Below are 18,522 nucleotides of genomic sequence, written 5' to 3'. Positions count from 1 at the left end.
ATGCCATGAAGCGTATACTTATCGTGACAGGACAGTCTGGTTCAGGAAAATCTTCAGCTCTTCAGGTATTAGAAGATTTGGGCTATTACTGTATTGATAATTTACCTTTGGCATTGCTGCCTGAAATTGTGGCAAAGCTAGATCATGAAAATAATCTTGAGCAACTGGCTTTAGGTGTAGATGTTCGAAGTACACGGGCTGATATGCAAGAGTTCGACCATGTTTTTGAGCAATTACAAAAACATGGTACGGTTGATGTGATTTATCTGACGACACAAGATCAGGATTTGATTGCACGATTTAGTGCTTCGCGTCGTCCACATCCGTTGGCGAACCGTTTCAAAAGCCTTTTACAATGTATTCATGAAGAAAAGCAGTTACTGATTCCAATTCAGTTCCGCGCTACCGTTCATATTGATACTACCGATAAAAGTGTTCATGATTTAAAACATATTTTGCTGTCGAAATTAGGGCAGTCAGATAATCTGATTGTTATATTGCAGTCATTTGGTTATAAACATGGCATTCCTTTAGATGCCGACTATGTTTTTGACGTACGGCATTTACCAAATCCGCATTGGGATTTAGAATTACGCCGCTTTTCTGGTTTAGACGAGCCAGTTAAGCAGTTTTTAGAAGCAAGTCCACAAGCAAACGAAATGTTTGAGGACATACATCACTTCTTAAAAAAATGGTTGCCGGCATTTGCTGAAGGGCATCGTCACTATATGACGGTTTCAATAGGTTGCACAGGCGGCCAGCATCGTTCAGTTTATATGGTAGATAGACTAAAACAAGCACTTGAGGCAGAATGGTCTGTTCAGGTCTTACACAGAGAAATGAAGCACTGGTCATGATAGACACAACTGTTGATGTAATTAATAAACTCGGTTTACATGCACGTGCATCAGGAAAACTGATAGAGGTCACTACGAAGTTTCGTTCATCAATTCAGATTGGTAAGGGCGATCATTTAGTAGATGCAAAGAATATTATGTCGTTACTGATGTTGGGTGCAGGAAAAGGGACCACTTTACGTTTGGTCATTGATGGCGCTGACGAAGAACAGGCATTAAATGAAGTACAGGCGTTATTCGCCGCAAAATTTTATGAGGCAGATTAATCGTGGCACGTCGTCCCCAGCGTTATACTGAAGAAGATTTTGATTCTTTAGAAGGACGTGCAAGTAAAACCGAACAGAAAAAAGCAGTTCAACGTATGGCTGCTTTAGGTGAGCAGTTAGCACAACTTTCTATCAAACAGATTCAAAAACTTCCGGTTGATGAGCGTTTAATTGATGCTCTTTTAGAAGTCCAGAATATTAGCTCGTTTGAAGCGCGTCGTCGCCAGTTTCAGCGTGTTGGTAAACTCTTGCGTAATGAAGATGAGACCGTCATTTTATCTTATTTGACTCCTCAACAAGGCGCGAAAAAACAAGCTCAATTGATGCGTTGGGTAGATCGTATGATCGAGCAGGGCGACCCTGCAATTAATGAGTTTAGTAAAATCTATAATGCATCTGAACGTCATACTTTGCGTCAGCATGTGTTAAGAATTAACCGTGATAAAACTCAGCAAGTTGCGGAAGCAGATCTTGAAGCATCTAAAGGTAAGTTTATTAACTACGTGCAGCAAGTCGCTTTATTGTCAGATCAAGGTTAATACCGTTTTAACTAAAAAAAAGCGACGTTAGATACGTCGCTTTTTTATTTCCGATATTGTTTAAACGCGTTCTTTTGCCCATTCACGCAAAATGAATTTTTGCAATTTGCCTGTTGAGGTTTTTGGAATTTCAGTAATCACTACATCTTTGGGAACTTTAAAACGCGCCAGTTCTTTTTGACAATGTGCAATAATTTCTTCAGGAGTCACTGTAGCACCTGTTTTTAATTCAATAAATGCACATGGTACTTCTTGCCAACGTTCATCAGGTTTTGCCACAACAGCCGCCGTTAAAACTGCTGGATGTTTATATAAAACGTCTTCCACCTCTAAAGATGAGATATTTTCTCCACCTGAAATAATAATATCTTTGGAGCGGTCAGTGATTTTTGCATAGCCATCTGGGTGGCAAACCGCTAAGTCTCCAGTGTGGAACCAACCGCCCGCAAAAGCTTCTTCAGTTGCCTTAGGATTTTTTAAATATCCCTTCATGACAATGTTGCCACGGAACATAATTTCTCCCATGGTTTCGCCGTCATTCGGAACGGGCTGCATCGTCTCAGGGTCTAGTACTCGCATACTATCTTGAAGTGGATAAGGCACACCCTGACGAGAGTGTAGTTGCGCTTGCTCGGTAATGGAGAGATCGCTCCATCCGGCCTGAGAGGCACAAAGCGCAGATGGCCCATAGGTTTCAGTTAAACCGTAAACGTGGTTGACATTGATTCCAATATTTCGCATACCTTCAATTACAGCGACAGGTGGTGCAGCACCTGCCACCATAACTTCAACATGATGCTGTATGTTTGGTTGTTTTTCTTTCGGTAGGTTAATAATCATGGACAGGACAATAGGAGCACCACAGAAGTAATCAACCTTATGTTTTGCAATAAGCTGCATCACCAGTTCAGGATCGACTTTACGCAAACAAATATTGGTTCCGCCACTTGCTGCAATACTCCATGCAAAGCACCAACCGTTACAATGGAACAGAGGAAGTGTCCATAAATAAACAGCTCGAGGTTTCATGCCACAGGCTAAAATATTACTAGCCGCATTCAAATAAGCACCTCGGTGATGATAAACCACACCCTTAGGGTTACCTGTTGTGCCGGAAGTGTAATTTAAGCTAATTGCATCCCATTCATCTTGCGGTAAATGCCATTCGAAATCAGTATCACCTTGAGCTATCCATTCTTCATATTCAAACGAACCAATAAATTGGTTTTCACCCTCATATTCTTCATCAGCCACATCAATCACAATAATATGTTGGTTGGGAATGAGCGATAGAGCTTCTCTGGCTAAATTAACAAACTCTGGGTCAACCAAAAGCACTTTAGTTTCAGCATGCTCCAGCATAAAAGCGATGGTTTTAGCATCTAAACGAGTATTTAGTGTGTTAAGAACAGCACCAGCCATAGGTACAGCAAAATGGGCTTCGATCATTGCTGGTACATTTGGCAATAAGACTGAAACAGTATCGTTTTTAGTTATACCTAATTGTTGAAGTTGAGAAGCAAACTGTCGGCAGCGCTGGTAAGTTTCTTTCCATGAAATCTGACGGTTACCATGAATGATAGATGCTTGGTCTGGATAGATATAAGCTGCACGTTCTAAATAGCGCAGAGGGGATAACGCAACAAAGTTTGCGGGTGTGCGTGGTAATTCATCGTATGCACTAACCATGTGAAATAACTCCATGTTCTATTTTTTAATTCATTCTTTGAAAATATGACTTAATATTAATCAAAGCATTAATGCTTTAGTCTTAAACAGAAATACCCCTCAGTCAGGAAATGAGCACAAATGCTATTTCCAACATCTTAAAACAGTTCTGATGAATAATTATCCTATTTATGTATTTCTTAAAATTTAGGTAGAGCGCTTATTAAAGTCATTTATTGCTGTTTACCGTATAAGCAAAATGTATTTATGATTTTATGAGCACAAAGGTTTTCACTTGGCTTGAACAAGTGTAAAATCTTTCAGGTTTTTTAATTTTGATTTACACCGTTTTTATATTTTGAGGCTTGCCTCGATCATAATCTCGCGGTGAAATGCTCCTTCGTATAGGGCATCACTCCTTAAGGATTTTTCTATGCCAATTATCACATTGCCAAATGGCGATCAAAAGAGTTTTGATCACCCTGTATCTGTTATGGAAGTCGCTCAAAGTATTGGGCCTGGTTTAGCAAAAAATACTGTTGCTGGACGAGTAAATGATCGCTTAGTTGATGCATGTGACTTAATTACCGAAGACTCGACCTTACAAATTATCACTCCAAAAGATGAAGAAGGTCTTGAGATCATTCGCCACTCTTGTGCACACCTTGTAGGGCATGCAGTAAAGCAACTTTTCCCTGAAGCAAAGATGGTGATTGGTCCGGTCATCGAAGAAGGTTTCTATTACGACATCTGGATGCCACGTCCTTTTACATTAGATGATATGGCAGCAATCGAAGAGCGTATGAAAAAGCTCATCGATCAAGATTACGATGTTGTTAAAAAAATGACTCCACGTGATGAAGTTATTGCTGAATTTACTGCTCGTGGTGAAGAATACAAATTACGCTTGATTGCAGACATGCCTGAAGAAACACAAATGGGCTTGTACTACCATCAAGATTATTTAGATATGTGTCGTGGTCCTCACGTACCGAATACAAAATTCTTAAAATCATTCAAGCTCACTAAAATCTCTGGTGCTTACTGGCGTGGTGATGCGAAGAATGAACAGCTTCAACGTATTTACGGTACTGCTTGGGCTGATAAAAAACAGTTAGCAGCTTATATCAAGCGTATTGAAGAAGCTGAAAAGCGTGACCACCGTAAAATTGGTAAAGCATTAGACTTATTCCATATGCAAGAAGAAGCACCGGGTATGGTGTTCTGGCATGCAAATGGTTGGACTATTTATCAAGTACTAGAGCAGTACATGCGTAAAGTTCAGCAAGACAATGGTTACCAAGAAATTAAAACTCCGCAAATCGTAGATTTTACGCTTTGGGAGAAATCTGGTCACGCAGCAAACTATGCAGAAAACATGTTTACGACTCATTCAGAAAGTCGTAACTATGCTGTAAAACCAATGAACTGTCCTTGTCACGTTCAAGTGTTCAACCAAGGATTAAAATCTTACCGTGATTTACCAATTCGTTTAGCTGAGTTTGGTTCTTGTCACCGTAATGAACCATCTGGTTCTTTACACGGTATTATGCGTGTTCGTGGCTTTACACAAGATGATGCACATATCTTCTGTACTAAAGAACAGATCGGTAAAGAAGTTGCAGACTTTATTAAACTCACTTTAGATGTTTATAAAGACTTTGGCTTTGAAGAAGTTCAAATGAAGTTATCTACTCGCCCGGAAAAGCGTGTAGGTGATGACGCACTTTGGGATTTAGCTGAAAAATCTTTAGCAGATGCTTTAGATGAAGCCGGTCTTAAATGGGAGTTGCAGCCGGGTGAAGGTGCATTCTATGGTCCAAAGATTGAGTTCTCTTTAAAAGACTGTCTTGGTCGTGTATGGCAATGTGGTACCATTCAGTGTGACTTCAACTTGCCAGTTCGTTTAGACGCTTCTTATGTAACTGAAGAAAACGAACGTGATCAGCCTGTAATGTTGCACCGTGCAATTCTTGGTAGTTTTGAGCGTTTTATTGGTATACTAATTGAACACTACGCTGGTTTTATGCCACCTTGGTTGTCACCTGTACAAGCATGTGTCATGAACATTACCGACGCTCAAGCGGAAGCAAGTGAGCAAGTTGTGGCAAAACTCAAGGAAAATGGCCTTCGCGCTATTTCTGACTTGAGAAATGAAAAAATCGGATTTAAGATTCGTGAGCGTACTCTAGAGCGCATTCCTTACCTGTTAGTTCTTGGTGATCGAGAAGTTGAAGAAGGTACAGTGAATGTACGTACTCGCTCAGGAAAAAATTTAGGTACTATGTCAGTGGATGCTTTCATTGACTTAGTGAAATCTGCCGTCGCCGAACGTGGCCGGTATATTGTGGAGTAAGAAAGATTAAACAGCCTGACCGTAACCAACAACAAGGTGCAAAGAGTAACCGTCCAGCAATTAACGATGAGATCCGTGCAAAAGAAGTACGCCTCGTCGCTGCTGATGGTGAGCAAAAAGGAATTGTTTCATTAAATGAAGCACTGCGTGCTGCTGAGGATGCAGATCTTGACCTTGTTGAGATTGTCGCAAACGCTGAGCCGCCTGTTTGTAAAATCATGGATTACAACAAGCACTTGTTTGACCTGAAACAGAAGCAAAAAGATGCCAAGAAAAAACAGCATCAAGTGCAAGTGAAGGAAATCAAACTACGCCCAGCAACTGATGTAGGTGATTATCAAGTTAAGCTTCGTGCTATTTTGAAGTTCCTTGAAGAAGGTAACAAAGTCAAAATCACCTTACGTTTCCGTGGTCGTGAAATGGCTCACCAACAACTTGGTTTAGCTCAATTACAAAAAATTGAAGCAGACGTAGCTGAGTTTGGTATTGTAGAGCAAGCTCCGAAAATGGAAGGTCGACAAATGGGTATGTTACTTGGACCGAAAAAGAAAAAGTAATACTCATAAAAAAGCACTGCAAAAGCAGTGCTTTTTTATGCCTGTCATTTCGTGATTTAGTATCTTTAAAATGCGATTTAATAACTTTTTAAACCAAAGCTATTCTCAAATTTTATGTATTTTTTGGTGTTGGAGATATCATTGTATTAGCCAAAACATGATATAACGCAAGACGCAGTCATGATAACGATGAATAGGAAAATAGAATGATTGATCTATATTATTGGGGAACACCCAATGGACATAAAATCACAATTGCCTTAGAAGAAATGGGACTGGATTACACCCTTTATCCAATTAATATTTTAGAAAATGATCAATTTCAACCTGATTTCCTGAAAATTTCCCCAAACAATAAAATTCCTGCAATTGTCGATCAGGACGGTCCACGTGGTGAGCCAATTTCAGTATTTGAATCTGGCGCGATCTTGCAATATTTAGGTCGAAAAACTGGCTTATTCTATCCAACAGATGAACAAGAGCGAGTTGAAGTTGAACAATGGCTCATGTGGCAAATGGGTGGGCTAGGGCCTATGCTTGGGCAGAATCATCATTTTAACCGCTTTGCGCCAGAGAAAATTCCTTATGCAATTGAACGTTATGTGAATGAAACTAAGCGTTTATATGGCGTATTAAACAAACAACTTATAGGGCAAAAATTTGTTGCGGGGGAATACTCAATTGCTGATATGGCAATTCTGCCTTGGATCTTGCGATATGAATGGCAGGGGATTCAATTAGAGGACTATCCATATGTGCAAGAATATATTGTCCGCCTAACAGCACGTCCTGCGGTACAAAAAGCTTTATCAATTAAAGTCATCTAATTTTGCTTGGTAGCGCAATGAATAAAGTGAAAGGTAGTTTGGTTTTAATTTAATATGCTAAGTTACTTTTTACTTTTTTTGAGTGCTTTTGGGGCGGCTACATTATTACCGCTACAATCAGAAGCTGTACTCGCTGCGTTATTATTAAAAAATCAACATTCCGCCTTTCTTCTTATTTCGATTGCTACTTTCGGAAATGTACTCGGTTCATGTGTGAACTGGTGGTTAGGTTTAAAAATAGAACAGTTTAAACATAAAAAATGGTTCCCAGTTTCTGAAAAACGTCTAGAGCAAGCTCAATGTTTTTATCATAAGTATGGCTTTTATTCGCTGCTTTTAAGTTGGACACCTGTGATTGGTGATCCAATTACTTTGGTTGCTGGCTTATTCAAAGAAAATTTTTGGCGCTTTTTATTTATGGTTCTTATTGCTAAGGCTGGGCGCTATATTTTCATTTATTGGGTAATTACAGACTTTATTTAAAGTAAAAGCAGCCGAAGATGCTTTTATTAAAAGGATTTAATTAGTCTTCTGAACTTTTGGTAATGTCGACTTTAAATAGGTCGTTGGTTTTTAGCCAACAAAACGTGACCACTGCAAGCGTCATACAACCACCAAAAATAGTCGCGGCAATCGTTCCCAAATATTTAGCTGCTAGGCCTGATTCAAATGCACCTAGCTCATTACTAGACGAAACGAACATTCCATTTACCGCCGCAACGCGACCACGCATATTTTCTGGTGGGAAAATTTGCAAAATGGTTTGTCTAACCACAACTGAAATACTGTCACAAGCGCCTGTCATCGCTAGTGCAAATAGGGATAACCACATATTGTTTGAGAAAGCGAAAAGAATCGTAAATACACCAAACCCGGCAACTGCTAATAGCATGTTACGCCATGCGTGCTGAGTTGGAGGAAAGCGAGTCAAAGCAATCATGGTAAGGAGGGCACCAATAGATGGGGCTGCACGTAAATAACCTAAGCCTTCTGGTCCCACTTTTAAAATATCTTCTGCAAAGATAGGCAATAGGGCAATCACACCTCCAAATAAAACAGAGGCAAGGTCTAGAGAAATAGCCCAGAGAACTATTTTGGTTTTCCAAATAAAGCGGAAACCATCACCTAAGCTTTCTAATACATTGGTAGTTTCAATTTTAGGAAAGCTTCGTTTTTGTAATAAATTAATGAGAATAAAACAGATGCTGAGTAGGGCTGCAACACTAAAAAGACTGGTTTCTCTGCCTAAGTAAGCAAGCATAAACCCACCTAGCATAGGCCCAATAATCACGCCACTTTGCCAACCAATAGTTGTCCATGTTGCGCCATTGGCATAAAGCTCACGTGGAATTAAGAATGGTTTCAATGATGTAGCAGAGGGATTATAAAACCCGCGTATGGTACCTAAGCCAAAAATGACTGCATAAATACCCCAAGAAAGGAAATTTACGCTGATATGACCTAAACCATGCAGATGGAACAGCAACCACAAAACTAAAGGTAGAGGCACTGAGAAAAATAAACAGATTTTCATAATGACCTGTTTATTAAACTTATCAGCAAAATAGCCACCCCAAAGGGATAGAGCAATAAATGGAATGGCTTCTGCGAGACCAATTAAGCCTAAAGTTAGGGGATCTTTGGTAATTTGATAAAGTGAATAAGCAACAATAATTTCTTGAATCAAAATTGCTAACGTTAAGCAAAATTGATTAATGGTAACAATAGAGAAATCTCTATAGCGTAGTGCAGCGAATGCATCATGTTTCTGCATTTGAAATATCGTATGTTGATAATTTGAACATATTATAGAGCTAAATAAACCACGATGCTGAATTTATTAGCAATGACTACCTTCTAAAAAAATGATATGAATTTTTTAGTTTGTTAAGTTGGTAATCCAAAAAAATGCTAAGAGTAGTTTTAATTTTAGTCAGCATGCTATAAAATACGCGCTTCCTTACCTGCAGGTCGATTTTGCAATGGTGCGATCGCGCCGAACAGGTGCCTAAAAGAGGTTACTATGGCTAAGTTAAAAACTCGCCGTGGTGCAGCTAAACGCTTCAAAGCGACTGCAAACGGTTTTAAGCGTAAACAAGCGTTCAAGCGCCACATCTTGACCAAAAAATCTGCTAAACGTATCCGTCAATTACGCGGCTGTGTAATGGTTCATGTTTCTGACATGAATTCAGTTCGTCGTATGTGCCCATACATCTAAGGAGATTATAAATGGCTCGTGTAAAACGTGGTGTAGTGGCTCATCGTCGTCACAAAAAAATTCTTGCTCGCGCTAAAGGTTACTATGGTGCTCGTTCACGCGTTTACCGCGTAGCGTTCCAAGCGGTAATCAAAGCTGGTCAATACGCTTACCGTGACCGCCGTCAAAAGAAACGTCAATTCCGTGCTCTATGGATTGCGCGTATCAATGCTGGTGCTCGTCAAAACGGTTTGTCTTACAGCCGTATGATCGATGGCTTGAAAAAAGCTCAAGTGATCATCGACCGTCGCGTATTAGCTGACATCGCTATGCATGATGCAGTAGCATTTGCTGCTTTAGCTGAAAAAGCTAAAGGCGCATTAGCTGCATAAGCTTAGAGATTCAAAGAAAGACCGCTTTTTAGCGGTCTTTTTTATTTTTAGTGGTTCTATTTTTAAAAGAGAAAATAATCAGAGATAAATGATGAGAGACGAAAAATTTCTAAATGACTTAATTCAAAAAGTGCAGCAAGGTCACCAATTCAAATATTTGTATTTCTGGGGGCATACACCTAAGCAAGCTGATCTTATTGATAAAAGCTGTTTTAGCCAGTGGTTTCCTGCGCAATTTGAAATTGAGGGTGTTGAGTACTTTACTGCTGAGCACTATATGATGGCGCAAAAAGCAAAATTATTTAATGATGAAGAAATTTTTGCACAGATTTTGCAAGTTAAACATCCAAATGAAGCAAAGCAACTCGGCCGTAAAGTACGTAATTATGACGAACAGATATGGCGAGAAAACCGTTTTGATATAGTAGTGCAGGCGAATTTTGCCAAATTCTCACAGCATCCTGAGTTGAAGAAATTCTTATTAGCAACGAAAGACCGTATTTTGGTTGAAGCATCTCCTGTCGATAAAATTTGGGGTATTGGTATGGCCCAAGACCATCCACATATCCAAGATCCTTCTCTATGGCAAGGTCTAAATTTGTTGGGGTTTACTTTAATGCATGTTCGAGAGCAGTTTTTAACTGAGTAGGTTCGTGTGAGACTAATCAATACCTCACTCTAAAAAGTAGTGACGTGAGGGGAGTGAATTGAAACCATTAAATGACACAGATATTCGTATAGCAACATTTAAGGATGCATTATCTATTGCAGAAGTACATGTGCAAGGTTGGAAAGAAACCTATGCCGGTATGGTTAAGCAAGAAATATTAGATGAGCTTAACGTACTATATAAAGAACCGTTATGGAAAGAGATAAGCAGAAGTCCTGATCATAAGTTATTTATCTATACTGAAAATGGAGTGGTAAAAGGCTTTCTCGATGGTTATTTAAATCCAGAAAATAACGTTGCTGAAATTCTTGCTTTTTATCTTTTAAAAGAAGTTCAAAAACAAGGTGTAGGCCGTGAGTTATTCCAAAAGTTCTATCAATGCGCTTTAAATCAAGGTTATGCTTTTATTCGTTTAGAGGTTTTTAATGAAAATCCGAGTCGTTTCTTCTATGAAAAAATGGGAGCAAAGTTAATTGCTGAAGCCGAACTACCAGAGTTCGGCTTCGGAATAACAGAGTTACTTTATCAATGGGAACTTTAATCAAGATTAAAGCCCAAAATAATAAGCTAAGGCACAAATAATGACAGTTAGAACAATAAGCTTGATTACACCTGTTCCACCAGTTTTATGATGAGGTGCTTTTAATTGAGTTACGGACTCATTTGTTGCATCAAAAGGAGAGGGTTTCTCAACAGGTTTTAATTGAGCTGTTTGATAATGATTTGCTGCTTTCACAATAAACTTTGCAAACAGATCATCAGTTTTGTGGGTAAAATTTCTTAAGTTAATAATTTGCTCTTGGTCTAAGTCTTCCCCTAAAGGATCATTTGCGGTGCGTTTCTTTTGCTCTAAATAGTCTGATAAAGCCTGAGTGCGGTAGAGGAGTTGGTGTGCGCAATCAGCTGGGTAGTTTTCAGGAATAAGGGCAAGAGTTGGTTGATGATCTACTGAAATTTGATGTGTTGACCCATCAAAATATTTTTTCTGAAATTCTGGTTCTTCAAAACCCGCTGCATACTTACTTCGAAATAACTCAGTCTCCATAAAGTCAGCAATTTCATCCCATTGAGGTGCTTTTAAGTCAGCATCAACTTTCTTGGATAATTTTTCGTTCAGTTCAAAACGCCAGAAAGTTTCTAAACGTAAATCACTACGCTGATTTAAAGGCGCTTCAAATTCATTATCGCTGCTATACCATTCGGCAAGCTCATGGCCAAAAATCCATGCGATTTTTTTATTGTTTTGATGGCTCACGATAAAATGGGTATAAGGTAAAAGTTCTACATTATTATTTGGATTTTGCTCTTCATTTAAGATTGTTGATAAGTGAAGAGAGATTTGGGTTGTCCCTTGTTTTTTGAGCGCTTCTAGCCAAACTTGGAAATGTTGAGCAAGTAAATGCTGTGAAATTAAGTCACGAAACTGAAAACTATGTTGGTCAAAAATATGATGTTGTCGCCATTGGTTGAAGCTTAAATTCTGGCGAAGGTATTCATTACCGTAGGTCACAAGTGTAAGTTGTTGTTTCCAAATCTGATTGAGCGCCATAATAATTGATCTCATTGACGATAGTATTATTTTATACGTTTTATCTTTTTGTTGCCTAATACATTTTTCATGATGGATAAACTTCATCAATACGGTGAAAAACTGTTAGAATGCAGCGTTTTATTATATTTTTAAATTTGTTGCTTTGAGAGTTAATATGTCACTGGAAGCCCTGACCACAGAAGCGCTTGCTGCCATTGCAGCAGCTCAAGACCTTGTTGCACTTGATCAGGTGCGTGTGCAATTTACAGGGAAAAAAAGCCAGCTTGCAGAACAATCGAAAGCATTAGGGAAAATGGACCCTGAAGAACGTAAAGTACAAGGTGCTGCGATTCATGCTGTTCGAGAAACAATTAATAGCGCTTTAAGTGAGCGTCAAACGGCATTACAACAAGCTGCGCTAGCGCAAAAACTAGCAAATGAGACCATTGATATTACTTTACCAGGTCGTGGGCAGCGCATTGGTACAGTTCATCCTGTTACTCAAGTACAAGAACGTATTTGCCAGTTCTTTACTAAAGCTGGTTTTATAGTTGCAACAGGACCAGAAGTTGAAGATGACTATCATAACTTTGAAGCATTAAATATTCCTGGGCATCACCCTGCACGTGCTATGCACGATACTTTCTATTTCGATGCAAACCATTTGTTGCGTACGCATACTTCTGGTGTGCAAATTCGTACCATGGAAACAAGCCAGCCGCCAATTCGTATTGTATGTCCGGGCCGTGTATATCGCTGTGACTCAGACCAAACGCATTCGCCAATGTTCCATCAAATCGAAGGTTTGTACGTTGCTGAGAACACCAGCTTTGCTGAATTAAAAGGTTTATTAATTAACCTACTGAATGAATTTTTTGAGAAAGATTTAAAAGTACGTTTCCGCCCATCATATTTCCCATTTACAGAGCCTAGTGCAGAAGTGGATATCATGGATGAGCGTGGACGTTGGTTAGAAGTATTAGGCTGTGGCATGGTACATCCAAATGTACTACGTGCTGCGGGTATTGATCCTGATAAATACAAAGGCTTTGCTTTTGGTTTAGGGGTAGAGCGTTTTGCAATGTTGCGTTATGGCATCAATGACTTACGTATGTTCTATCAAAATGATGTGCGTTTCTTACGCCAATTTGCCTAACATTTTTTCAGGATTAAATAAGGTTTATAAAGATGAAGATTAGCGAAAATTGGTTACGCACATGGGTTAACCCAGCCATTGATAGTGATACATTATCTGATCAGTTGACTATGCTTGGTCTTGAGGTAGATGAACTAGCACCTGTTGCTAAGCCATTTACTGGAGTTGTGGTTGGTGAAGTTCTAACGGTTGAACAACATCCAGATGCAGACCGTCTGCGTGTAACAACAGTTAACATTGGTTCAGGTGAACCTCTGCAAATTGTATGTGGTGCTCCTAACGTTCGTGTTGGAATGAAAGCACCTGTAGCAACTATTGGTGCAGTATTACCAGGCGATTTTAAAATCAAAAAAGGTAAGCTTCGTGGCATCGAATCACAAGGTATGCTGTGCGGCGCTTCTGAAATCGACCTTGAAGATAAAATCGATGGTTTGCTTGAGCTACCTGCTGATGCTCCAGTAGGGGTAAACATCCGTGAATACTTAAAACTTGATGATAACGTTATTGATATCAGTATTACACCAAACCGTGGTGACTGTTTCAGTATCCGTGGTATCGCACGTGAGATTGCAGTAATTAACCAACTGCAAATGAATGAGCCTGAAATCAAGTCAGTTGATGCGACAATCACTGATGAGAAAAAAGTAGTGATCAGCACGGATGGGGCTCCACGATACTTAGGACGTGTAGTTAAAAACGTGAATGTAAAAGCTGCGACCCCAGAGTGGATGGAACAAGCTTTAGCACGTTCAGGAATTCGTACTCACAGTATTCTGGTTGATGTAACGAACTATGTCCTCATGGAATTGGGTCAGCCAATGCATGCTTTTGATTTAGCTAAAATCGAAGGAACTGTACACGTTCGCCAAGCTCAGCCACAAGAAAAGTTGCAACTCTTGAATGATCAAGAAGTTGAGTTGCAAGAAGATGTGATGGTTATTGCAGATGACCAGAAAGCACTAGCAATCGCTGGTATTATGGGCGGTCTAGCATCAAGTGTAACTGATGATACAGCTGATATCTTCTTGGAGAGCGCATTCTTCGCTCCACTTGCGATTGCTGGGCGTGCTCGCCGTTTTGGTTTGCATACAGATTCTTCGCAACGTTATGAACGCGGTGTAGATTTTGAATTGCCATTAATTGCGATGAATCGTGCTTCTCAGCTCATTCAAGAATTAGCGGGTGGTGAGTTTGGTCCTATCACTGTGGCTGAAAAAACTGATTTACTTCCAAAACGTGAAGCTATTGAACTTAAGCAAGCTCAAGTAGACCAATTATTGGGATATCAAGTTGCTGCTGAGTTCATTACAGATGCTCTAACTCGACTAGGGTGTAAAGTAACTGTTAAAGCTGAAGGTGAGTGGAGCGTTGTTCCACCATCACATCGCTATGATATGGCTATTTATCAAGATTTAATTGAAGAAATAGCACGTATTGATGGGTATGACAATATTCAGATTAGCTTGCCAAGTATGGATGTTCAGCTTGCTAAGTATCAAGATCGTTTTGAAATTGCACAACTACGCCAAACAGTAGTCACTTTGGGTTACCAAGAAGCAATCAGCTTTAGCTTTGCTGATGCAAAACTTGAAAAGCAGTTAAACCCGCAAGTAAATCCACTCATGCTAGCAAATCCAATTTCAAGTGATTTAGCAGCAATGCGTAGCACTTTGCTTTCTAGTTTAATTCCTTGTGTCCAATATAATTTAAACCGTCAACAAAGCCGTGTGCGTTTCTTTGAGCTTGGTTTGCGTTTTGATTATCAAAATGCCGCTTCTATTCAAGACTTAAAGCAAATCCCGACATTAGCGTTAATTGCTGTAGGTTCTCGTGAACCAGAATCATGGCATGCTAAGCCACAACCAATGGATTTCTTCGATTTCAAAGGTGAAGTAGAAGAGATTTTAGCTGCTGGACGTCTTAAAGTTGAATATGCTCGTTCAGAGCGTGCTTGGTTGCATCCGGGACAGTCAGCTGAAATTTTAGTTGATGGTAAATCAATTGGTTACCTAGGCCGTTTGCACCCATCTTTAGAAAATGAGCTTGATTTGAGCACAACTTGGGTTGCTGAGCTTGATCAGGCAGCAGTTTTGCAATCTTATGTATCTAATTTTACAGAATTATCACGTTTTCCTTCGGTTAGACGTGATATTGCGCTTTTAATCTCTGATAATATAAATGTTAGAGATATTCAGCAGTTAATCGAAAAAACTGGTGGAGAGCTTTTAGACTCTACTTGGTTATTCGATGTGTATACGGGGCAGGGTGTCGAAGAAGGTAAGCGCTCATTAGCGTTTGCATTATTATGGCAACATCCTTCACGTACGCTTGAAGATGCTGAAATTAAATCTGGTATGGACAATATAATCCAAGTGTTGGAAAACACTTATCAAGCGACATTGAGGGCCTCATGACAGCACTAACTAAAGCAGACATGGCTGATCATTTAAGTGAGTTAACCAGCTTAAATCGCCGTGAAGCAAAACAAATGGTCGAGTTGTTCTTTGACGAAATTAGCCAAGCGCTTATCGCGGGTGAACAGGTTAAGCTTTCTGGTTTTGGTAATTTCGAACTTAGAGATAAACGCGAGCGTCCAGGACGTAATCCAAAAACAGGCGAAGAAATTCCGATTTCTGCACGCCGTGTAGTGACCTTTAGAGCGGGTCAGAAATTTAGACAACGCGTTGGAAATGAGCAGATCGATTGATCTGCTTTTTTTTATATTTGTGTTTGGTTCTAATTGGTTTTGAATGAATCGTATTTAAGCCTAGAGAACTGTGTATCGATATATCAGATGCTTTTGTAATGAATTTATAAAATTTTAAGCATAAAAAAAGAGGACATGAAGTCCTCTTTTTTATCTAATCTACAATATAGATTAGTGTGCAGCAGAAGCAGCAACGTCAGAAGCAGCAGCAGCAACGTCAGAAGCAGCAGCAGCAGTTTCAGAAGCAGCAGCGTCAACAGCAGTAGCAGCTTCAGAAGCAGCAGCAGTAGCTTCAGAAGCAGCAGCTACAGCTTCAGAAGCAGCAGCAGCAGCTGGAGCTTCTTCTTTCTTAGAACAACCAACGAAAGCTAAAGTAGCAGCAACAGCAGCAGCAACAGCGAATTTTTTGAATAACATGGCATCACTCTCACAAAAAAAATTTGAGATTAAAAAAACCTAAGTTAGGCTGTTTTGCTTTTATTATTCCTAAACGTAGCTAGGTAACAACGCATGGAGCAGTCTAACTGGTCTGCCGCTATGCTATCACTGCGAATGCTGAAATACTACTGTCACCTGTCAAAAAAGCGCAGAAAAATCGAAAAAACAGTCTGTTTTTTAACAGAAAAAAACAATCAAATAGATTAGATATATTGGAAAAGGTGTAAGTAAACTACTAAAAAACATAATTTTTTTATATTAAAAATATTTATTTTCAAAAGCTTAAATATATCCTTACATAAGGAATAGTAAAATGTAGTTTTGTGTAAAGCATGTCAACCAAATAAAAAAGCTACTCATGAGAGTAGCTTTTTTGGAACAAATTAATGATTAAGTTGAAGCTTTACGTTTCATTTGATCAAAGAAATCATCATTTGTTTTGGTTTCTTTCATACGGTCAAGTAAGAATTCCATAGCAGCCAACTCATCCATAGGATGAAGGAGTTTGCGAAGGATCCAGACTTTACGTAATTTATCTTCATCCATTAAACGTTCTTCACGACGTGTACCTGACTTCTTAATATTCATAGCAGGGAAGACACGTTTCTCAGCAATACGGCGATCAAGTGTAATTTCTTGGTTACCTGTACCTTTGAATTCTTCGTAAATTACATCATCCATTTTACTGCCAGTTTCAATAAGCGCAGTAGAGATGATTGTTAAAGAACCGCCTTCTTCGATGTTACGAGCCGCACCAAAGAAACGTTTTGGTCGTTCTAATGCATGTGCATCTACACCACCCGTTAATACCTTACCTGATGAAGGGATTACAGTGTTGTATGCACGAGCTAAACGTGTAATAGAGTCAAGTAAAATCACAACATCTTTTTTATGTTCAACAAGACGTTTTGCTTTTTCAATGACCATTTCAGCTACTTGTACGTGACGTGCAGGTGCTTCATCAAATGTTGAAGCAACGACTTCACCGCGTACAGTACGTTCCATTTCAGTTACTTCTTCTGGGCGCTCATCAATAAGTAAAACAATAAGGAATACTTCCGGATTGTTTCTCACAATAGATTGAGCAATGTTTTGAAGTAACATTGTTTTACCCGCTTTTGGCGGTGCAACAATAATCGAACGTTGACCTTTACCAATTGGGGCAACTAAGTCGACAACACGAGCAGTTAAGTCTTCTGTTGTACCATTACCTAGTTCCATAACCAATTGTTCGGTTGGGAAAAGGGGAGTTAAGTTTTCAAATAAAATTTTATTTCGAGAATTTTCAGGCGTGTCATAGTTAATCTGATTAACTTTGAGTAACGCGAAATAACGCTCACCTTCTTTCGGAGGGCGAATAGTACCTGTGATGGTATCACCTGTACGCAAGTTAAAGCGTCGGATTTGTGAAGGACTCACATAAATATCATCCGGACCTGCTAAATACGAACCTGCGGCAGAGCGCAAAAAACCAAAACCATCAGAGAGAATTTCAAGAACGCCGTCACCAAAAATTTCTTCGCCATTCATTGCATGGCGTTTCAATATGGCAAAGATAATATCTTGCTTTCGGTTACGAGCCATACCTTCAAGGCCCATAAATTCAGCAATTTTAATTAGTTCGCCGATTGGTTTTTTCTTGAGTTCAGTTAAATTCATAAGGGTCAGAATTAGGAAAGAGTAGAGTGTGGTTTAAAAGAAGAAAAATCGCTCGCATACAAAAAAGAGTATCGCAATTGTATTTACACAATAACAATTCAGAAGTCTGATTAACTGTTTCGAAGAGAAATGTGAAAAAACAATTTCTGTTGCCGAGTGGCGATCTTTATGTTTGTGTCTTGTAAGAAGCCGGACAGAAGACGATTCCCTTCAGTGCCTCTTGAGCATGCAATATAAGTGAGATCAGCTAATTTGTCAATTTATAGCCGAAAAAAATACGCTATAGAGATATAGCGTATTTTTATCTGTAACGTTTCTTCTTAAACGTTTTCGTCAATGAAGCTAACGAGTTTAGAACGAGGTACAGCACCGATTTGCTGAGCTACTACTTCACCATTTTTGAAAAGTAATAAAGCAGGAATATTACGGATATTGTATTTCACTGCTGTATCTTCACAAGAAGTTACGTCAACTTTAACGATTTTTACTTTACCAGCATATTCACTTGATAAATCTTCAAGAACAGGTGCAATTGCTTTACAAGGTGCACACCAACCTGCCCAGAAGTCAACAAGTACAGGGGTTTCTGCATCTAGAACATCTGCTTGGAAGTTATCATCAGTTGTATTTACAATAGTCGCAGACATGGTACGGCTCCAATTTTTAGAAAAAAGTGCTATCACTATATGAGGATATAATCTC

The 18,522-nt window shown here is 39.3% G+C and carries 21 protein-coding genes and 1 pseudogene; 16 read left to right on the top strand and 6 right to left on the bottom strand.

The features are described 5' to 3' along the window. Window positions 1-5 precede the first annotated feature (5 nt). The 3 genes from rapZ to yjgA are packed head-to-tail and all read left to right on the top strand — an operon-like array spanning window position 6 to window position 1,662. The gene (rapZ, locus tag AC1PJ9_RS06240) at window positions 6-857 is read left to right on the top strand and encodes an RNase adapter RapZ (RefSeq protein WP_042076255.1); all 852 of its coding nucleotides are present in this window, start codon (window positions 6-8) and stop codon (window positions 855-857) included. Continuing rightward, window positions 854-1,123: an HPr family phosphocarrier protein gene (locus AC1PJ9_RS06235; protein WP_019458135.1), complete on the top strand. Its 270-nt coding sequence runs from the start codon at window positions 854-856 to the stop codon at window positions 1,121-1,123. The genes rapZ and AC1PJ9_RS06235 overlap by 4 nt, the downstream gene beginning before the upstream one ends. Window positions 1,124-1,125: 2 nt before the next feature. Next, window positions 1,126-1,662, top strand: a complete 537-nt coding sequence (gene yjgA / locus AC1PJ9_RS06230; protein WP_004883153.1) for a ribosome biogenesis factor YjgA — start codon at window positions 1,126-1,128, stop codon at window positions 1,660-1,662. 60 nt (window positions 1,663-1,722) lie between these two features. Here yjgA and AC1PJ9_RS06225 read toward each other — a convergent pair whose 3' ends face one another. Beyond that, window positions 1,723-3,351: an acyl-CoA synthetase gene (locus tag AC1PJ9_RS06225; protein ID WP_207693296.1), complete on the bottom strand. Its 1,629-nt coding sequence runs from the start codon at window positions 3,349-3,351 to the stop codon at window positions 1,723-1,725. A gap of 412 nt (window positions 3,352-3,763) precedes the next feature. Between AC1PJ9_RS06225 and thrS the strand changes: the two genes are divergently transcribed. The 4 genes from thrS to AC1PJ9_RS06205 all read left to right on the top strand — a co-directional run bounded on the left by thrS (window position 3,764) and on the right by AC1PJ9_RS06205 (window position 7,553). Further along, window positions 3,764-5,686, top strand: coding sequence for a threonine--tRNA ligase (thrS, locus tag AC1PJ9_RS06220; protein WP_019456642.1), 1,923 nt, complete (start codon window positions 3,764-3,766; stop codon window positions 5,684-5,686). Window positions 5,687-5,691: 5 nt separating this feature from the next. Continuing rightward, window positions 5,692-6,243 (top strand): translation initiation factor IF-3, encoded by a 552-nt coding sequence (gene infC / locus AC1PJ9_RS06215; protein ID WP_079377112.1) that lies wholly within the window; start codon window positions 5,692-5,694, stop codon window positions 6,241-6,243. A gap of 206 nt (window positions 6,244-6,449) precedes the next feature. Further along, window positions 6,450-7,070, top strand: coding sequence for a glutathione S-transferase N-terminal domain-containing protein (locus AC1PJ9_RS06210; protein ID WP_002054551.1), 621 nt, complete (start codon window positions 6,450-6,452; stop codon window positions 7,068-7,070). A gap of 54 nt (window positions 7,071-7,124) precedes the next feature. After that, complete coding sequence (locus AC1PJ9_RS06205) at window positions 7,125-7,553, top strand: YqaA family protein (protein WP_262751435.1); 429 nt, start codon at window positions 7,125-7,127, stop codon at window positions 7,551-7,553. A 40-nt stretch (window positions 7,554-7,593) separates the two neighbouring features. On the opposite strand, the gene nreB is transcribed toward AC1PJ9_RS06205, so the two are convergent. Beyond that, entirely contained in the window at window positions 7,594-8,844 is a 1,251-nt protein-coding gene (gene nreB, locus AC1PJ9_RS06200) for a nickel resistance MFS transporter NreB (RefSeq protein WP_191103021.1), read from the bottom strand. A gap of 139 nt (window positions 8,845-8,983) precedes the next feature. On the opposite strand from nreB, the pseudogene AC1PJ9_RS06195 reads away from it, so the two are divergent. The 5 genes and pseudogenes from AC1PJ9_RS06195 to AC1PJ9_RS06175 all read left to right on the top strand — a co-directional run. Beyond that, a pseudogene (locus AC1PJ9_RS06195) lies at window positions 8,984-9,082 on the top strand (hypothetical protein); the annotation flags it as partial. Window positions 9,083-9,093: 11 nt separating this feature from the next. After that, window positions 9,094-9,288 carry a 50S ribosomal protein L35 gene (gene rpmI / locus AC1PJ9_RS06190; protein WP_002054552.1) on the top strand — a complete coding sequence of 65 codons (195 nt, stop codon included), beginning with the start codon at window positions 9,094-9,096 and terminating at the stop codon, window positions 9,286-9,288. 11 nt (window positions 9,289-9,299) lie between these two features. Next, window positions 9,300-9,659: a 50S ribosomal protein L20 gene (rplT, locus tag AC1PJ9_RS06185; protein WP_000124858.1), complete on the top strand. Its 360-nt coding sequence runs from the start codon at window positions 9,300-9,302 to the stop codon at window positions 9,657-9,659. Between the two features lie 91 nt (window positions 9,660-9,750). Then, entirely contained in the window at window positions 9,751-10,308 is a 558-nt protein-coding gene (locus AC1PJ9_RS06180; RefSeq protein ID WP_311087198.1) for an NADAR family protein, read from the top strand. A gap of 58 nt (window positions 10,309-10,366) precedes the next feature. Beyond that, window positions 10,367-10,870 carry a GNAT family N-acetyltransferase gene (locus tag AC1PJ9_RS06175; RefSeq protein ID WP_311087095.1) on the top strand — a complete coding sequence of 168 codons (504 nt, stop codon included), beginning with the start codon at window positions 10,367-10,369 and terminating at the stop codon, window positions 10,868-10,870. 6 nt (window positions 10,871-10,876) lie between these two features. On the opposite strand, the gene AC1PJ9_RS06170 is transcribed toward AC1PJ9_RS06175, so the two are convergent. Then, window positions 10,877-11,878, bottom strand: a complete 1,002-nt coding sequence (locus AC1PJ9_RS06170) for a hypothetical protein (protein ID WP_311087094.1) — start codon at window positions 11,876-11,878, stop codon at window positions 10,877-10,879. 157 nt (window positions 11,879-12,035) lie between these two features. Here AC1PJ9_RS06170 and pheS point away from each other — a divergent pair, with 157 nt between their 5' ends. From pheS to AC1PJ9_RS06155, 3 genes are read left to right on the top strand one after another with little or no spacing between them, the layout of a single operon-like run. Continuing rightward, the gene (gene pheS, locus AC1PJ9_RS06165; RefSeq protein ID WP_311087093.1) at window positions 12,036-13,016 is read left to right on the top strand and encodes a phenylalanine--tRNA ligase subunit alpha; all 981 of its coding nucleotides are present in this window, start codon (window positions 12,036-12,038) and stop codon (window positions 13,014-13,016) included. 32 nt (window positions 13,017-13,048) lie between these two features. Then, window positions 13,049-15,430 carry a phenylalanine--tRNA ligase subunit beta gene (pheT, locus tag AC1PJ9_RS06160; RefSeq protein ID WP_311087092.1) on the top strand — a complete coding sequence of 794 codons (2,382 nt, stop codon included), beginning with the start codon at window positions 13,049-13,051 and terminating at the stop codon, window positions 15,428-15,430. Further along, entirely contained in the window at window positions 15,427-15,723 is a 297-nt protein-coding gene (locus AC1PJ9_RS06155; protein WP_000126166.1) for an integration host factor subunit alpha, read from the top strand. Before pheT ends, AC1PJ9_RS06155 begins: the two co-directional genes overlap by 4 nt. 171 nt (window positions 15,724-15,894) lie before the next feature. Here the strand turns inward: AC1PJ9_RS06155 and AC1PJ9_RS06150 are convergent, their stop codons facing one another. Continuing rightward, entirely contained in the window at window positions 15,895-16,140 is a 246-nt protein-coding gene (locus AC1PJ9_RS06150) for a hypothetical protein (protein WP_263612953.1), read from the bottom strand. A gap of 93 nt (window positions 16,141-16,233) precedes the next feature. On the opposite strand from AC1PJ9_RS06150, the gene AC1PJ9_RS06145 reads away from it, so the two are divergent. Next, window positions 16,234-16,368 (top strand): hypothetical protein, encoded by a 135-nt coding sequence (locus AC1PJ9_RS06145; protein ID WP_311069604.1) that lies wholly within the window; start codon window positions 16,234-16,236, stop codon window positions 16,366-16,368. Between the two features lie 183 nt (window positions 16,369-16,551). Here the strand turns inward: AC1PJ9_RS06145 and rho are convergent, their stop codons facing one another. After that, window positions 16,552-17,820, bottom strand: a complete 1,269-nt coding sequence (gene rho / locus AC1PJ9_RS06140; protein ID WP_001054522.1) for a transcription termination factor Rho — start codon at window positions 17,818-17,820, stop codon at window positions 16,552-16,554. A 320-nt stretch (window positions 17,821-18,140) separates the two neighbouring features. Continuing rightward, a complete protein-coding gene (gene trxA, locus AC1PJ9_RS06135; RefSeq protein ID WP_002054512.1) occupies window positions 18,141-18,467 on the bottom strand; it encodes a thioredoxin in 327 nt (108 codons plus the stop codon). Window positions 18,468-18,522: the final 55 nt, after the last annotated feature.

The sequence above is a fragment of the Acinetobacter sp. 70_2 genome, from assembly GCF_056736115.1.
Note: the sequence above shows the minus strand (reverse complement) of the source record. Positions and strands in the feature narration are given on the sequence as shown.

Coding starts and splice junctions, on each gene's coding strand:
- AC1PJ9_RS06205 (WP_262751435.1), top strand. CDS start 7,125: ATGCTAAGTTACTTTTTACTTTTTTTGAGTGCTTTTGGGGCGGCTACA.
- AC1PJ9_RS06155 (WP_000126166.1), top strand. CDS start 15,427: ATGACAGCACTAACTAAAGCAGACATGGCTGATCATTTAAGTGAGTTA.
- rho (WP_001054522.1), bottom strand. CDS start 17,820: ATGAATTTAACTGAACTCAAGAAAAAACCAATCGGCGAACTAATTAAA.
- AC1PJ9_RS06150 (WP_263612953.1), bottom strand. CDS start 16,140: ATGTTATTCAAAAAATTCGCTGTTGCTGCTGCTGTTGCTGCTACTTTA.
- AC1PJ9_RS06170 (WP_311087094.1), bottom strand. CDS start 11,878: ATGGCGCTCAATCAGATTTGGAAACAACAACTTACACTTGTGACCTAC.
- rplT (WP_000124858.1), top strand. CDS start 9,300: ATGGCTCGTGTAAAACGTGGTGTAGTGGCTCATCGTCGTCACAAAAAA.
- AC1PJ9_RS06235 (WP_019458135.1), top strand. CDS start 854: ATGATAGACACAACTGTTGATGTAATTAATAAACTCGGTTTACATGCA.
- pheS (WP_311087093.1), top strand. CDS start 12,036: ATGTCACTGGAAGCCCTGACCACAGAAGCGCTTGCTGCCATTGCAGCA.
- AC1PJ9_RS06225 (WP_207693296.1), bottom strand. CDS start 3,351: ATGGTTAGTGCATACGATGAATTACCACGCACACCCGCAAACTTTGTT.
- nreB (WP_191103021.1), bottom strand. CDS start 8,844: ATGCAGAAACATGATGCATTCGCTGCACTACGCTATAGAGATTTCTCT.
- thrS (WP_019456642.1), top strand. CDS start 3,764: ATGCCAATTATCACATTGCCAAATGGCGATCAAAAGAGTTTTGATCAC.
- trxA (WP_002054512.1), bottom strand. CDS start 18,467: ATGTCTGCGACTATTGTAAATACAACTGATGATAACTTCCAAGCAGAT.
- AC1PJ9_RS06210 (WP_002054551.1), top strand. CDS start 6,450: ATGATTGATCTATATTATTGGGGAACACCCAATGGACATAAAATCACA.
- AC1PJ9_RS06180 (WP_311087198.1), top strand. CDS start 9,751: ATGAGAGACGAAAAATTTCTAAATGACTTAATTCAAAAAGTGCAGCAA.
- pheT (WP_311087092.1), top strand. CDS start 13,049: ATGAAGATTAGCGAAAATTGGTTACGCACATGGGTTAACCCAGCCATT.
- rapZ (WP_042076255.1), top strand. CDS start 6: ATGAAGCGTATACTTATCGTGACAGGACAGTCTGGTTCAGGAAAATCT.
- rpmI (WP_002054552.1), top strand. CDS start 9,094: ATGGCTAAGTTAAAAACTCGCCGTGGTGCAGCTAAACGCTTCAAAGCG.
- AC1PJ9_RS06145 (WP_311069604.1), top strand. CDS start 16,234: ATGGAGCAGTCTAACTGGTCTGCCGCTATGCTATCACTGCGAATGCTG.